This is a genomic window from Virgibacillus natechei (assembly GCF_026013645.1).
In the GTDB taxonomy this organism is placed as follows: domain Bacteria; phylum Bacillota; class Bacilli; order Bacillales; family Amphibacillaceae; genus Virgibacillus_L; species Virgibacillus_L natechei.
Genome location: NZ_CP110224.1, coordinates 525,021 through 539,174, shown reverse-complemented (window position 1 = coordinate 539,174; position 14,154 = coordinate 525,021). Strand labels below are relative to the sequence as shown.

17 protein-coding genes and 1 tRNA gene are annotated in these 14,154 nt (G+C 38.5%); 14 read left to right on the top strand and 4 right to left on the bottom strand.

All coding sequences use genetic code 11. From position 1 onward, the window contains the following. Positions 1–75: 75 nt before the first annotated feature. Both OLD84_RS03110 and OLD84_RS03105 read left to right on the top strand, forming a co-directional pair. Positions 76–315, top strand: coding sequence for a hypothetical protein (locus OLD84_RS03110; RefSeq protein WP_209461669.1), 240 nt, complete (start codon positions 76–78; stop codon positions 313–315). Further along, positions 299–880, top strand: a complete 582-nt coding sequence (locus OLD84_RS03105) for a DUF6036 family nucleotidyltransferase (protein WP_209461668.1) — start codon at positions 299–301, stop codon at positions 878–880. Before OLD84_RS03110 ends, OLD84_RS03105 begins: the two co-directional genes overlap by 17 nt. Positions 881–933: 53 nt before the next feature. Here the strand turns inward: OLD84_RS03105 and OLD84_RS03100 are convergent, their stop codons facing one another. Continuing rightward, positions 934–1,881, bottom strand: a complete 948-nt coding sequence (locus OLD84_RS03100; RefSeq protein WP_209461884.1) for an MBL fold metallo-hydrolase — start codon at positions 1,879–1,881, stop codon at positions 934–936. A gap of 89 nt (positions 1,882–1,970) precedes the next feature. After that, entirely contained in the window at positions 1,971–3,236 is a 1,266-nt protein-coding gene (locus tag OLD84_RS03095; RefSeq protein ID WP_209461667.1) for an alpha/beta hydrolase family protein, read from the bottom strand. 189 nt (positions 3,237–3,425) lie between these two features. Here OLD84_RS03095 and OLD84_RS03090 point away from each other — a divergent pair, with 189 nt between their 5' ends. Continuing rightward, positions 3,426–4,034, top strand: coding sequence for a spore coat protein (locus OLD84_RS03090; protein ID WP_209461666.1), 609 nt, complete (start codon positions 3,426–3,428; stop codon positions 4,032–4,034). A 47-nt stretch (positions 4,035–4,081) separates the two neighbouring features. On the opposite strand, the gene OLD84_RS03085 is transcribed toward OLD84_RS03090, so the two are convergent. Continuing rightward, a complete protein-coding gene (locus OLD84_RS03085; RefSeq protein WP_209461665.1) occupies positions 4,082–4,255 on the bottom strand; it encodes a hypothetical protein in 174 nt (57 codons plus the stop codon). 97 nt (positions 4,256–4,352) lie between these two features. Between OLD84_RS03085 and OLD84_RS03080 the strand changes: the two genes are divergently transcribed. From OLD84_RS03080 to OLD84_RS03035, 10 genes are all read left to right on the top strand, one after another. Further along, on the top strand, positions 4,353–4,526 hold the full coding sequence (locus OLD84_RS03080) for a YfhD family protein (protein ID WP_209461664.1): 174 nt from the start codon (positions 4,353–4,355) through the stop codon (positions 4,524–4,526). Between the two features lie 104 nt (positions 4,527–4,630). Continuing rightward, complete coding sequence (locus OLD84_RS03075; protein ID WP_209461663.1) at positions 4,631–5,077, top strand: YueI family protein; 447 nt, start codon at positions 4,631–4,633, stop codon at positions 5,075–5,077. A gap of 103 nt (positions 5,078–5,180) precedes the next feature. Then, a complete protein-coding gene (locus OLD84_RS03070; RefSeq protein WP_209461662.1) occupies positions 5,181–5,429 on the top strand; it encodes a DNA alkylation repair protein in 249 nt (82 codons plus the stop codon). 156 nt (positions 5,430–5,585) lie between these two features. Further along, on the top strand, positions 5,586–6,488 hold the full coding sequence (locus OLD84_RS03065) for an ABC transporter ATP-binding protein (RefSeq protein WP_209461661.1): 903 nt from the start codon (positions 5,586–5,588) through the stop codon (positions 6,486–6,488). Positions 6,489–6,518: 30 nt separating this feature from the next. Next, the gene (locus OLD84_RS03060) at positions 6,519–7,265 is read left to right on the top strand and encodes an ABC transporter permease (RefSeq protein ID WP_209461660.1); all 747 of its coding nucleotides are present in this window, start codon (positions 6,519–6,521) and stop codon (positions 7,263–7,265) included. 21 nt (positions 7,266–7,286) lie between these two features. Continuing rightward, positions 7,287–7,748 (top strand): LytTR family DNA-binding domain-containing protein, encoded by a 462-nt coding sequence (locus OLD84_RS03055; RefSeq protein ID WP_209461659.1) that lies wholly within the window; start codon positions 7,287–7,289, stop codon positions 7,746–7,748. After that, on the top strand, positions 7,738–8,148 hold the full coding sequence (locus OLD84_RS03050) for a DUF3021 domain-containing protein (RefSeq protein ID WP_209461658.1): 411 nt from the start codon (positions 7,738–7,740) through the stop codon (positions 8,146–8,148). The genes OLD84_RS03055 and OLD84_RS03050 overlap by 11 nt, the downstream gene beginning before the upstream one ends. Positions 8,149–8,227: 79 nt before the next feature. Beyond that, positions 8,228–8,749, top strand: a complete 522-nt coding sequence (locus tag OLD84_RS03045) for a type 1 glutamine amidotransferase domain-containing protein (RefSeq protein ID WP_209461657.1) — start codon at positions 8,228–8,230, stop codon at positions 8,747–8,749. A gap of 256 nt (positions 8,750–9,005) precedes the next feature. Then, on the top strand, positions 9,006–10,985 hold the full coding sequence (locus tag OLD84_RS03040; protein WP_209461656.1) for an acetoacetate--CoA ligase: 1,980 nt from the start codon (positions 9,006–9,008) through the stop codon (positions 10,983–10,985). 243 nt (positions 10,986–11,228) lie between these two features. Then, a tRNA-Ala gene (locus OLD84_RS03035) sits at positions 11,229–11,301 on the top strand. Between the two features lie 224 nt (positions 11,302–11,525). On the opposite strand, the gene OLD84_RS03030 is transcribed toward OLD84_RS03035, so the two are convergent. Continuing rightward, entirely contained in the window at positions 11,526–11,912 is a 387-nt protein-coding gene (locus tag OLD84_RS03030) for a hypothetical protein (RefSeq protein WP_209461655.1), read from the bottom strand. Positions 11,913–12,096: 184 nt separating this feature from the next. On the opposite strand from OLD84_RS03030, the gene OLD84_RS03025 reads away from it, so the two are divergent. Next, positions 12,097–14,118 (top strand): prolyl oligopeptidase family serine peptidase, encoded by a 2,022-nt coding sequence (locus tag OLD84_RS03025; protein WP_209461654.1) that lies wholly within the window; start codon positions 12,097–12,099, stop codon positions 14,116–14,118. Positions 14,119–14,154: the final 36 nt, after the last annotated feature.

Sequence of the window (14,154 nt, the reverse complement as noted above, 5' to 3'; positions counted from 1 at the left end):
TACCGGACAAGGTGCATTATCTCCTTTTAAAGGATATAATAATTATAGTGATATACATTTAAGGTGGTGTAGCTAATGCGTTCGATTAAAATGACACAGATTGAAGATTCAATTAAGAAAAGGCGTAAACAAGTTAATGCGCAAATACGTTCGGAACATGGGGATAAGCCACGTGTCAGGAGAGCCAGAACACGGTCTTTGGACGAACAAATTGCATTAACAAAAATCACCAGAGCAAGCGTAGAAAGAGCAAAACGCGAAGGTAAGATGAAAATGATCGGAAAGCGAAGGATGTACTATGATCCAGCTGAATGAACTAAAAAATGAATTTGAGGGGCTTGAAGTCTTATCAAAGCATGAAAAAATGCTGCAAATATGTGCTTTGTTAACGGCGTATTTTCAAAAAGATAATATTAAACCAATAATTGTCGGTGGCTTATCTGTAGAAATCTACACACGAAATAATTATACAACGTATGATATAGACTTGATCACAGATGGGCATGATAAATTCGATGATCTATTAACAAACCATCTTGGATTCGCCCGAAAAGGTCGCAGTTGGTATCACGAAAAATTAGAAATATCCATTGAAATTCCAGCTAACTTTTTAGAGGGGAATAAGGAGAAAGTAATCAGTATTGAATTAGAAAATGGAAGAAATATCTTCGTCATTGGAATAGAAGACATAATTATCCATCGTTTAGAGTCTGCTTTAGTTTCTCAGCCGGATAACCCGGATTGGACAAGTGACTATGAGTGGGCGAAAAGAATGTTCCAAATTCATAAGTTTGATACAGCTATCATGGATTTAAATTATTTGCTTAATGCTTCCAAAGAAGCAGGCACAGCTAACATTATTAGACAATGGATGAAATAGTAGCACCCATATAAATAAGGCTCCATACTTATCAAAGGTATGGAGCCTTATATCTACTGCTTTAGCTTTTTAAAATAATCCATAATTCCAAGTGCACTAACCTGCATATCTAAATTTATCACGATATAGGCCTCGTGTTCATCCGGAATATCAAATTCCCGGAGGTGATGTCTAACTCTTCCTAACAAGGCTTTAGCAAGAACGTCATACCCCTTACCTTCTGACACAACTCGCTCCCCTTCTTCGACAAATATATCCAACCATTCTGACACTTGATCTAACGCTTGATCTGTTTTTTCCGTCATACCAAAATGACCGAAATAAATCCGCTCTAGCTTCATATCCATCATCCGGTCAATAGAAGCTTGCATTGCATTAGGATCGAATTGGTTTGGCGAAGTAGAAGGAAGAAACAAATCAATACCTTCACGAATTAGCTGTTCATAGCGGATGCCAACTGTATCTCCAGTGAACATTCCTTTACTTATAGGATCATAAATACTGAAATGATGCTTGGAATGTCCTGGTGTATCCAAAAATTCAAGTGTACATGCTGAGCCAATTTGAAGCGTGTCCCCTTCTCCTTTTACGAGTAATCGCTCTTCGGGAACAGGGATAATTGGATCAAATAAGTCCGAAAAACTTTCGCCATATATAGCTCTCGCTCCTGCCGCCAATTTCTTCGGATTCACTAGGTGTCTTTCCCCTCGTGGGTGAACAACCACAGTGGCATTCGGACATTCTTTTACTAATAAACCTGCTCCACCAGCGTGATCAAGATGAATATGGGTAACAATGATATATTTTACCTGATCCAAAGAAAAACCTAATGTTTTCAATCCTTCTTTAACATGTTTTATCGATGGACTAGGACCTGTTTCAACAATCGTTAATGCTTCTTCATCGATAACATAGGAGCCTGTTCTATCTGGTACATCTAAATCAAATCCATCTATCAAATGAATGCGATTATCTAGTTGGATTGGATCTTTTTTCTGCATCATGTAACCCCCATTTTTATAGGATTTATGTCTTTAATCTATCGTAGCATAATTGCTTCCATTTTACTTTTTTTTATTCTTGGTAACAGCTATTTTTTTAAGAATTCAACAAGTTCAGCCATTAGTCCCTCGGCAAGTGGGAGATCTGGATCTACATATGATTGCAAATTTTCCTCTCGATTTTCCGGTACCTCTTTCAAAACGTGGTTCATATTTTCAATAATAACAAGTTCCCCGTCGACATTTGTCCCATACAGTGATTCAGCCTCACTTACTGGAACTTGTATGTCACGTCCACCATTTATAATTAGCGTTGGAATAGCCAGCTTTTCCATTTCCTCTGCAGGATCGTATTTCATCCATGAAGACAAGAAAGGTTGAACCGATGGCCGAAATGCTCCCTGCAATTCTTGATTAACATTTTCGACCTGATTTCCTTCTTTTAGCTGTTGTAAAATTTCTTCGCTTTCATTCAGCAAATCATCTGGAAGCTGTTCACTTAGTTGGTCATACATAACTTCATCGATGGGATGACCAGCTCCTGCTAGAGAAACAAATGTATCTACATTACTTTCCTGTGCAGCCAACATGCCAACTAATGAACCTTGACTATGCCCAATAATGCCAACCTCCGTAAAATGTTCATCTTCCTTAAGCATGTTCACCCATGCAACGGCATCTTCGATAAATTGATCAAATGTCATCTCTTCCTCTGAAATGACAGCTTGTTCATTTTCTCCAGCTCCACGTTTGTCATACCGGACACTAGCGACTCCCTCTTTTGCAAGTTGTTCGGCTAAAAGTTTTAGACTATCATTTTGGACGCCTGGGGAATTGCCATTACGATCTGTCGGGCCAGATCCTGGAATAATAATCATGATTGGAAATTCTCCCTCGCTGGTAGGCGTTTCTAATTGCCCATATAGCGGTCCTAGATCTGTTTCAACCTCAAGAAACGTTCCATCTTCTTCCGCTTCCGTTACCTCATCGTCCTCTTTCGTCAGTTCAAAAGGGAACGACTGTCCACTCTGCATAAACGTTCCTGCAATGGTCGATTCTCCTTCTATCTCCCCGTCAAATGTGATCGACTGCCCCTGTATTTCCAGCGTAAACATAACCTCTTCCTCTTCTACATTTACGATGGAAAGCGGATAATCTTGGACGCTTTGAGCAGGAATACTGATTGTGCCCGTTAATTCATCATCATTAGTAAATTCCACCTTAATCATAAGCGGTTGTTCCGGAATCTCAATCGTTCCAGACCAAGCGCCTATTAGCGAACTGGATTCTTCTGGATCCTGATCGCTACATCCCATTACAACAAACAATAGTAATAAAATGACACCTTTTTTCATCGTAAACATCCCTCGTATTCATTTTTCTTTTAGCTACTTACTTCTACGAGCATGATTCAAAAAAGGTTTCAGCTTGGATTAACAATTTCCCCCAAAGGCATCTTAGACAGCCATACAACATAAATAAGTGCGCATAACTAAATTTTTTTTGACAAAGATAAACAAGACTACTTTAAGGAGGCAAAAACAATGCAAAATCAAGAACAAAACTTACACGATTCCTCACAAATGCCCGACTGGCAAGGACATGGTGGACACGAGCTTTTTGATGCTGAAGAGGCCTTATCTACATTGACAGGGGGAATGGAACAATATTTATTATTTGAACAACATATCCAAGACCCCGAATTAAAAACGATGCTTGAACAGCATAAAGCATTTTTAACGCAAACGTATAACACGATTGTTGAAACATTACAAACAGGACAAAAACCTACGGTGGATACGCAAGTCTACAACATGACACAAAGCAATAATGTCACATACGGACTACAACCATCACAGCCAACGACGCCTGCTCAATCTGTAAATGAAATTAATGATCAATGTGTCTCAGGCTATATGATGAGCGTGCTAAAAGCAGGAGCAACAACTTTCACCACAACAGCATTAGAGACAACGAACCCTGTATTAAGAAGGGTATTTGCAGATAGTGTTCCGAACATGGTGGAAATGGCCTACGAAGTGTTCTTATATCAGAATAAGAATCAATATTACCAAGTTCCACAGCTGAAGCAAGCAGATATGCAAGCGATTATAAATGGCTTTGCACCCATTCAAGGAAACATGCCGCATTAAAACAAAAGACTACCTGTTTGCCTATATGGAAACAGGTAGTCTTTTTCTTAATCCAGCAATCGATTATTCTCATCAACAGACCTTACTCTCGCCGGCCTTGAAGCATCCGATTCCGAATATTCACCATCTCCATCACAAACACTGCAACTGTACTGCCATCCCTCATCATCTGCCAACATCCCAGTTCCTTCACATGCCTTACACGTATTTTCTCTGTTCAATGTAGATTCCTCCTTATATTTATTTGGATAGTCCTAGTATGTGAAAAAATGCTTCTACACATACTAATCATGAAAATAATGAAGTGAGGTGATCCCTTTGGGAAGAGACGAACACAATAAAGCAAAAAATAGCTTTCTCGCACAGACACCAAAAAGCCAATTGAAAGATGGCAAAGATGTGGAATTCGCAGAAGAGTTCGCTGATCATGAGGATAAAGAAGCGCAGTCAAGAAGTCGCGCAGCTGATAAACGCGCAAAAAGAAATAAATAATAGTAATATAAAGGTGTCCTTAAAATTAGGACACCTTTTTTCATTGCATCTCATACAGGGACTTTGTACAATAAAATTACAAGTATAAGAAGTGAGGCATAACTATGAGCAATAAGAAAAATGTGGACGATTATCTCACAGAGGGAATTTATGGAACACGGAGACCGAAAGAAGAAGAGAGGGAACAATTCCTAGGCACACTCAGAGAACGAATTGTACTTGCTCTTTCAAAAGGACAGGTAATGTCAGATAAAGGTCTAGCTAAATTAGAAGAAGCCATGCAGAACCATAAAGATGCCAAATTATTAATCAACGGACATGTTGCCCATCGTTTCTTAAAGGAAGAAAAGGATCTGGCAAATAAACACAGCATCCCGTACACCACCATTACGAATCAAGAAAACAATACGGATATTGGTGCTGTCTTAACGTATGATTACGCGATTGATAAAGAAGAAATTTTTATAGAAGAAGAGCCTGAAGAGGAAATAATAAACAATGAGCATGAAACAGAGTCGTTTTTTTCCAAACTAAGAAAGTGGTTTGATTGAAATTGCCCAGGTTTTGATAAACCATTCTCACAATGCCTTACCACTAAGACAATATAAATAAAAGAATAACAATTAGGAATAATATGGGATGGAGGTGTTTATAATGAACCAACCATACCGATGTCCCAATTGTAAAACAAATCGTTCAAGGTTCAACATGATCGAACAAGTCGCAAAACCCGTTAAATTAGATGCACAGACTGGTGAAGTTATGAATAATTATACGAATGAAAGTGTAGAAGTTTTTCATACCAGTTATAATGGTCCGAAATACAGGATCCAATGTGGCTCTTGTGGCCTGATTGAGGATGAGAAGACCTTCATCAAACACGGTGAGTACGGCGGAAACTGAACTAAATTTTTCATGAAACATCACTTGCAACTAGGTGATGTTTTTTTATGTATGTTTTTTGTCTCTTCATACATAAATCACGGTATGTTATTCACTTTCCCAAGTATTAAAAATACCCTCATGACATAATGGAAAAAAAGAAAAGGAAGTGTAATAATGCTGACAGTGAATAATATACAAAAGCATTATGGTGGTGGCACACAAGCATTGAAAAATATATCCCTTACCATTCCAGACGGGATTGCCTGCGGTCTTGTCGGTCCGAACGGTGCTGGGAAATCAACGTTAATGAAAATCCTTGCTTCCGTCATTAAAGACTATAAAGGGGAAGTTCACATCGGCGCAACAACTATCGATAGAAAAAAGAAAGAACAGTTTGGATATATCCCCCAGGAAATCTGCTTGGAACAAACATTGTCCGCGTTAGATAATTTGTATTTTTTTGGTAAGCTGTATGGGTTAAAAGGAAAGCAACTAAAGACCCGAGCATCTGAAGTCTTGGCAGATATCGGATTATCCGGACGAGGTAATGACAAAGTGATTACATTTTCAGGTGGAATGAAACGCCGTCTGAATATTGGCTGTGCTCTCATGCATACACCAAAGATCATTATTATGGATGAGCCAACCATTGGGATTGATCCGCAATCACGTCGTTATATTTTTCAAATGATCGAACAGCTTAAACAAAAAGGTTGTACGATTATATATGCCAGTCATTATATGGAAGAAGTTGAACAGCTATGTGATGAAGTTGCATTTATAGATCAGGGGGACATTATTGAAAATGGAAGTATTGAAGGCTTATTACAAAAGAATATTTTCCCTTCCATTTTCATTAAAGGGATAAACAGTTTGCCAGAAAACATCAGGCAGTTTGGAACATTAGAAAACAAGGACGGCGGATATTTACTTGCGACCAGAACCCCTCTAGAAGCAATGGAGGCCGTATTAAATCATTGCCAAAGGAAAAACGTGCAATTAGAGCAATTAGAACTTGTTCAGCCACGGCTAGAGGATGTTTTCTTCTCCTTAACCGGCAGCCAACTACGAGATTAAATTATGTTAAACTAATAGGGAGGTTTTATCATGAGAGCATTGATTTTTCTTGAAATGAAAAAATATCTTCAAGACAGAGGACTATTATTTTGGATGTTGATTTTACCGATTATTTTCACCGTTTTATTTATCGCTGTACTTACTTCCGGAACTGAAGCAACCATACGTGAACAAATTATCTTATCGATCGTACCAGGCTATACCGTTATGTTTGTTTTTTTCATCATGATTAATATGGTTGAAACGGTTCTTAAGGATCGGAATCTCGGGATGACAGCCAGGATCGCAAGCACACCACTTTCCCCTTATTTATATTTACTGGGAAAATGGATTCCGAACATGGTTATCGTTTTCATACAGATTTTTATCTTGTTATTATTCGGAAAACTTGTCTATAACATACCCTTGGAGCAGCCATTTCACTTGCTTCTGTTATCTGTCTTATTAACATTTACCGTAACTGGAATGGGACTCGGACTCGCTATGCTTGTGAAAACAAATAACATGGGGATTGCATTCACACAAGTGGTTGCGCTTGGTGGAGGGTTACTTGGCGGACAAATGATGCCACTCGACACGATGCCTGCATTCATGCAAACGATCAGTAAATTCCTGCCACAATCCTGGGCACATCAGGCGTTTCAAGATGCCATGGCAGGCACATTGTCATATATGGATCTTTTTCAAGTGTCGCTTGTCCTTTTTGGATTTGGATTAGCAGGATTTATGATAGCATTGCTCCGCTATCCAGCTTTTTTAAAACAAGCCATAGGTTAGAATTACTGGGGGAATGACCTGATGAAAGTGAACATTGATATCGATGATAAGCATGAGGAAACTACGCTGACCATTCAAGCAAAGGAATGGACGGAGGAACTGGAGGAAATTGTGAAGGTTGTAAAGAAGCGAAGACAGCAGCGTTTATTTGGTGTTGAATTGGATCAGACGATACTTCTCGATCCGAATGAGGTCGATTTTGTCTATGCTGAAAAGAGAAAGATATTTGCTACATTAAAAGATCGTACAATTGAAATAAAAATGAAGTTGTATGAAGTAGAGGAAATACTGGTTCCCCATGACTTTACACGTTTTTCTAAATCAGTTATTGGAAATGTAAATCGTATCGAGCGCTTCGAATTATCTTTTAACGGCAACCTTTGTGTTTACTTTCATTCTGGAAATAAAGAATACATTACAAGAAAATATGTGGCAGCCATAAAGGAAAAGCTGATGAAGGGTGGGCAAGCATATGATCGTTGAAGTGCTAAAACGGGCCACAACCGGGATTGCTGTAGGAGGAATTTATACATTTATTGTCCTTTCCTTTGTCAAATTTTATGGAGTAGATGCTACCGTTTCAGAAATTTGGCTGAGTATGTTGGGCAGTTTCATTATTGGCATTTACTTTGGATTATCTTCTTTTATATTTGAGTTTCATGACTGGAGTTATTTAAAACAAACGGTTATCCACTTCAGCCTGTCGATTACTATTTATTTTATCATTGCGCTTTCGACTGGATGGGTGCCCTTTACACCTCTCGCAATTCTCAGCAACGCACTCGTGTGGATTGCGTTTTATACCTTAGTTTGGATAGGTTTTTATATATATTTCAAAAAGGTGGAAGCCTCCTTGAATGAGGAATTGCAGAACAAGAAATAATGGACGGTTTTTTGGCATGAAAATCGAAATCGTTCTTAACCTCTGTTAAACTGGAATTATCATCTAATGGAGGGATTACATGCGACTTAAAAATAAAAAAGTCATCGCACTTGTTGAACACGAGTTTGAAGATCTAGAGCTTTGGTATCCGGTCTTACGCCTTCAAGAAGAGGGCGCCCAAGTTGATTTAGTTGGAAAAGAAGCAAATAAAAAGTATATTGGAAAATATGGTGTGCCTGCCGAGTCTGCATATGCCTTTACTGACGTTCACGCAGAGAATTATGACGGGATTCTTGTTCCCGGCGGATGGGCTCCAGACAAATTAAGGCGCTATTCTGAGGTTTTGGATTTCATCAAGATTATGGATAATCAAAAGAAACCAATTGGTCAAATTTGCCATGCAGGCTGGGTTCTTATTTCTGCAGGGATTTTACAAGGTAAAAAGGTAACAAGCACTCCTGGCATCAAAGATGATATGACGAATGCTGGTTCCGAGTGGAGTGACGAAGCAGTAGTGGTTGACGGTCACATCATATCCAGCCGCCGCCCACCGGATCTACCACCATATGTTAAAGCATTTGCCGATAAATTAGCAGATTAAAAAGGAAAATCCTTCGTACAAGCGGGGGATTTTTTTGCAGATAGGAGCATAAACATCCCTACTGCATCCGTACAACTAAGAACATTCGTCTAAAAAGGCCTGCACTTCAAAGCATAACCAAAGAACGCTTTCTAAGAATCCCTTTAACGAAAGCCAAGTTTTCTAACCAGTGTAAATTAAAACGCTTCTCATCTTTACATAAACGGAGTAAATCAATATAATAGTAGTAATTATCACACTATTCAGGAGGGATCTGATGGGACAGATAGAAGAGGGAACATTATTATGGGAACCTGATGAGAACCAAAAACAACAATCATTCCTGTACGATTATATGAATTGGCTAAGCGAACGTAAAAACTTACACTTTGATGATTATCACTCCCTATGGGAATGGTCTGTTAATGAGATAGAAGCATTCTGGAAGTCACAATGGGAATACTTTGATATTCGATCAAAGCAGCCTTATGAAACAATATTAACTTCCCATCAAATGCCTGGACCCAAATGGTTCCCTGAAGCCACAATCAATTATACGGAACATATTTTCAGAAATAGAGATAAAAATAAACCTGCAATTATTCATGCTTCAGAAAAACGAGAGACAGCTGAAGTAACATGGGAGCAACTTTATCAAGATACAGCCGCACTTCAGCTAACACTACAAAAACTCGGTGTCCAAAAAGGTGATCGTGTCGTTGCATATGTCGCTAACATCTATGAATCTGTAGTAGCTTTCTTAGCAACAGCCAGTCTTGGTGCCATTTGGTCTAGTGCTTCCCCTGACTTTGGAATACAAAGTGTCATCGACCGATTTAAACAAATAGAACCTAAAGTGATGATTACAGTTGATGGATATAACTATAACGGAAGAAGTTTTGACCGTACTGAAATTGTAGAGGATATCCAGGCTGAACTACCAAGTTTAAAAGCAACCATTGCAATTCCTTACGTAAACGCAGATGCGGATTTTAGTGGATTTAAAAATGCAATAACATGGTCAGATGCGATTAAGTCAAAAGAGGACCTCGAGCTGACATATGAGCATATACCGTTCAATGATCCGCTATGGATTCTATTTTCATCTGGAACTACTGGAAAGCCAAAACCCATCGTACATAGTCAAGGCGGAATTTTACTCGAACATTTAAAAGCATTAACCTTCCATACAGACTTAGGAGAAGATGACCGCTTTTTCTGGTTTACCACAACGGGCTGGATGATGTGGAACTACCTCGTCGGTGGCCTTCTTACAGGAAGCACCATTATACTATATGATGGGAATCCTGCTTATCCAGATAAGAAGATGCTTTGGAAATTTGCTGAAGACACGAAAATGACTGTATTTGGAACAAGTGCGAGCTACATTACGGCTTGCATGAAAGAAGAACTTAATCCACGCGAGGAGTTTGACCTACGTCATTTAAAAAATATTAGCTCGACAGGATCACCTTTGCCACCTGAAGGCTTCCAATGGTGTTACGAAAATGTTAAAAGCAACTTGTGGATTGCCTCCGCAAGTGGAGGAACTGATGTATGTACAGCATTTATTTTAGGTGCGCCAATTCTACCGGTTTATGCTGGAGAACTCCAGTGTCGTGGGCTTGGTGCAAAAATTGAGAGTTTTAACGACGATGGTGAACCTCAAATAAAAGAAGTAGGCGAATTAGTACTCACCGAACCTTTTCCATCGATGCCGATCTATTTTTGGAATGACGAGGACGGGAGCCGCTTGCATGAAAGTTATTTCGATATGTACCCAGGCATCTGGCGACACGGTGATTACTTAAAAGTTACAGACCGTGGAACCAGCGTTATTTATGGTCGTTCAGACGCAACCATTAACCGTGGGGGTATTCGAATTGGCACCAGCGAAATTTACCGGGCTGTCGATCAGGTGAAGGAAGTGGCTGATAGTTTAATTGTAGACGTCCCAACTGGTAGTACTTCTTTTACACCCCTATTTGTTGTAATGAAAGAAGGGTATAAGTTAACCGATGAGATCCAGCAGATAATTAAAAAACAAATCAAAGAACAATGCTCACCGCGTCATGTACCGTCCGAATTTCACGAAGTAACAGCTTTACCTACGACATTAAATGGGAAAAAACTAGAAATACCAGTAAAGAAAATCTTAATGGGTAGCCCTGTTGAAAACGTAGTGAATAAAGGTTCATTAGCGAATGAGAGATCATTGGATTACTTTATTCAATTTGCTAGAAAACAAAATCAATAGTTAAAGGGCGAGCTTATATGCTCGCCCTTTAGACTTGCAAATAAGAACCAACATGACTCGCCTTGAGCGAGCCACCACCTATCATGAAAATAGATTTATTTTCATGATAGGTATATCGCAAAGCTAGCTCCATAATAAGTGTTTGAAAATTATATATCTCAAATTGTAGTTCCTATAATAATTTCACTTGAAATCACACGAAAAAACGTGTATATTATAGGTTGTTCCTAAAATTCATCCATCGGGGCATTAGCTCAGCTGGGAGAGCGCTTGGCTGGCAGCCAAGAGGTCAGCGGTTCGAGCCCGCTATGCTCCATCATTTATTCAAACAAAAGATTAGCAGGTCGTACTCAACACGACCTGCTAATCTTTTTTAATCGATCCACATCTTAATTTTTTACAGACAATTTAGTTAGATAATATATGGAGTAGTTTTCTATGAAGTATATAACAAAAGGATAATAAATTGAGGATAAGTTGAAGATATCATTCGTTCTAATAAATCACTCGAAATCCAATATGAATAGTAAACCTTACAATTTAATGTTTTAGTTGTACCTTTTTAAACAAATTTGTATGTCTATCCAACTGTGACTGAACATGCTTAAAATTACCTCTTGTTTCAACCATAAAATTATCAAGTTTGGTTTCTAAACGAACTTGACTTAATGCAAACAATTCTTGGTTCTTTTCCATATTGGTTTGATTTTCTTCCAAGCGGATTTGTCTTTCTTCCATAGAAGCTTGATTAATAGCAAGAAGTTCTTGGCTTGATACTAATTTTTCTTGACTTCTTTCAACTTGACCAAGTCTTTCTCCAAAAATGTTTAAACTTGCTTCAAATCGATCCTGTCTCTCTTCAAATCGAACTTGTCCTTGTTGTAGTATTTCCAAGTGTTCTAAAATAGTATTTAATTTCTCCTCCATTTGACTTTGACCCTCCTTTCTTTTCCTAATAGTATATCACGTTTCAAACAAAAATCTAGCAAAATAATAAAACTATTTACCCTTACTTACGTACTCTATCCCTCTTTCCTATTTGCCAAAAAATAAAGGAATCTACTAACTTTTGGCGAAACATAATGTATACAGGAAAAACAGGAGGCGTAGCATGAAAACAGTGAAAAAAGATAACATCGTTGAAGACTTTTATGGAACAAAGGTAGCTGATCCATATCGATGGTTGGAAGATTCATCCTCATTAGAAACCGTGGAATGGGGAAATTCCTTGGCAGCGCAATGCGATACCTATTTTTCACAAGCTGAATCAAAAGCGTTCGACAAACAGCGATTAGAGGAATTGTGGAATTATCCAAAGTTTTTTGTACCAAAACAAGTGAAAAGTAATTTATTTTACCAAAAAAATGATGGCTTACAAAATCAGGCTGTTCTTTACAAGCGGGGCGAAGAACAGGATGCTGTTGTGGTTGACCCTAACACACTTAGTGAGGACGGAACAATTGCAATGACGAACTACGCTTTTAGTAATGATGGAGCGTATATTGCCTATGCCACCTCCTTACATGGAAGTGATTGGCAGCAAATTCATGTAAGGGATATTCAGAGTGGACAAGACTTGGAAGATCATATTCGCTATGTAAAATTTACAGCCATTGCATGGGCACCAGATCATTCTGGATTTTTCTATAGTCGTTTCCCCGAGCCAGGAAGTGTCGAAAAAGAAGATGAAAGCAATTACAATGCCGTTTATTTTCATAAGCTCGGAACTAGTCAAGATGATGACCCTTTAGTTCACGAACAACCAGACGAAAAAGAGCTAATGTTCTCACCAATGATAAGCGATGATGAAAAACATCTCTGTCTACACGTATTTCAAGGAACCGCTTCAGAAAATAGAGTGTTTGTTAAAGCTATTGATTCAAAGGTGGAATTTATGCGTCTGCTCGATGATCAAAATGCAGGATACCAATACATTACAAACGAAGGTAGAATCTTTTACTTTCAAACAGACCTAGATAGCCCGAATGGTAGGGTTATTGCAATTGATCTGGATCACCCTGAACCTCAGAATTGGCAGGAAGTCCTACCAGAACAAGATGATGTCATGGATTCCGTGAAATTTATAAACGGAAAGTTCATCGTTGTACTCCTTCATGATGCTCATCATCAATTACACGTCTATAATCAAAATGGAACCTATTTATATCAAATTAAATTACCGATAATCGGTTCATTAACGGAGATGACGTGCCATAAAGAAACAGATGAAATTTATTTTGGCATGACTTCTTTCTTAAGTCCAACAATCATTTATCATTATGAAATGGACGATCCAGACGTTACTGTATTCGCTGAATCAACCCTACCTGTGGATACGACTGATTTTCAAACAGAGCAAGTCTTCTATACCTCAAAGGATGGGTCAAAGATCCCAATGTTCCTTACACATCATAATGACATTAAATTGGATAGCGAAAATCCAGTTATTCTAAATGGGTATGGTGGCTTTAATATTAGCAGAACTCCTTCTTTTAATCCTGCAATTTTACGATGGTTGGAAAAGGGCGGGATTTATGCTGTAGCTAACCTGCGCGGTGGAAATGAGTACGGGGAAAAATGGCATAAAGCTGGAATGCTTGAGAACAAACAAAATGTCTTTGATGACTTTATCGCTGCTGGCGAATGGTTAATTGAAACGAAATATACCAATCAAAAGAAACTCTCCATTATGGGTGGCTCAAATGGAGGTCTGTTAGTCGCAGCTTGTATGCTACAAAGGCCTGATCTATTTGGTGCTGTCATCTGCACGGTTCCTGTAATAGACATGCTACGTTACCATAAATTCACAATCGGTCGTTATTGGATACCCGAGTTTGGAAATCCAGAGAAACCAGAACATTTTCCATTCTTATATGCTTATTCGCCATTGCATAATATAAAGAACGGACAAAAGTATCCACCTATTCTCATAACAACAGCAGAAAGTGATGATCGAGTTTTACCAGCTCATGCAAAAAAGTTCGCTGCCACATTACTCGAGAAAGCGGATAAGGATTCAACAGTCATCCTTCGTCTCGAAGCAAAAGCGGGACATGGACTCGGTAAACCAACATCCAAAGTTATTGATGAATGGGCTGACTTTTATGCATTTTTAGATATGGAATTAAAATAGTATTAATCAAACGTTTGATCAATCATTTATTTATAG

Bases quoted from the DNA above. Each gene is read 5' to 3' on its own strand.
- OLD84_RS03110 (WP_209461669.1), top strand. From the start codon at position 76: ATGCGTTCGATTAAAATGACACAGATTGAAGATTCAATTAAGAAAAGG.
- OLD84_RS03105 (WP_209461668.1), top strand. From the start codon at position 299: ATGATCCAGCTGAATGAACTAAAAAATGAATTTGAGGGGCTTGAAGTC.
- OLD84_RS03100 (WP_209461884.1), bottom strand. From the start codon at position 1,881: ATGCAGAAAAAAGATCCAATCCAACTAGATAATCGCATTCATTTGATA.
- OLD84_RS03095 (WP_209461667.1), bottom strand. From the start codon at position 3,236: ATGAAAAAAGGTGTCATTTTATTACTATTGTTTGTTGTAATGGGATGT.
- OLD84_RS03090 (WP_209461666.1), top strand. From the start codon at position 3,426: ATGCAAAATCAAGAACAAAACTTACACGATTCCTCACAAATGCCCGAC.
- OLD84_RS03075 (WP_209461663.1), top strand. From the start codon at position 4,631: ATGAGCAATAAGAAAAATGTGGACGATTATCTCACAGAGGGAATTTAT.
- OLD84_RS03070 (WP_209461662.1), top strand. From the start codon at position 5,181: ATGAACCAACCATACCGATGTCCCAATTGTAAAACAAATCGTTCAAGG.
- OLD84_RS03065 (WP_209461661.1), top strand. From the start codon at position 5,586: ATGCTGACAGTGAATAATATACAAAAGCATTATGGTGGTGGCACACAA.
- OLD84_RS03060 (WP_209461660.1), top strand. From the start codon at position 6,519: ATGAGAGCATTGATTTTTCTTGAAATGAAAAAATATCTTCAAGACAGA.
- OLD84_RS03055 (WP_209461659.1), top strand. From the start codon at position 7,287: ATGAAAGTGAACATTGATATCGATGATAAGCATGAGGAAACTACGCTG.
- OLD84_RS03050 (WP_209461658.1), top strand. From the start codon at position 7,738: ATGATCGTTGAAGTGCTAAAACGGGCCACAACCGGGATTGCTGTAGGA.
- OLD84_RS03045 (WP_209461657.1), top strand. From the start codon at position 8,228: ATGCGACTTAAAAATAAAAAAGTCATCGCACTTGTTGAACACGAGTTT.
- OLD84_RS03040 (WP_209461656.1), top strand. From the start codon at position 9,006: ATGGGACAGATAGAAGAGGGAACATTATTATGGGAACCTGATGAGAAC.
- OLD84_RS03030 (WP_209461655.1), bottom strand. From the start codon at position 11,912: ATGGAGGAGAAATTAAATACTATTTTAGAACACTTGGAAATACTACAA.
- OLD84_RS03025 (WP_209461654.1), top strand. From the start codon at position 12,097: ATGAAAACAGTGAAAAAAGATAACATCGTTGAAGACTTTTATGGAACA.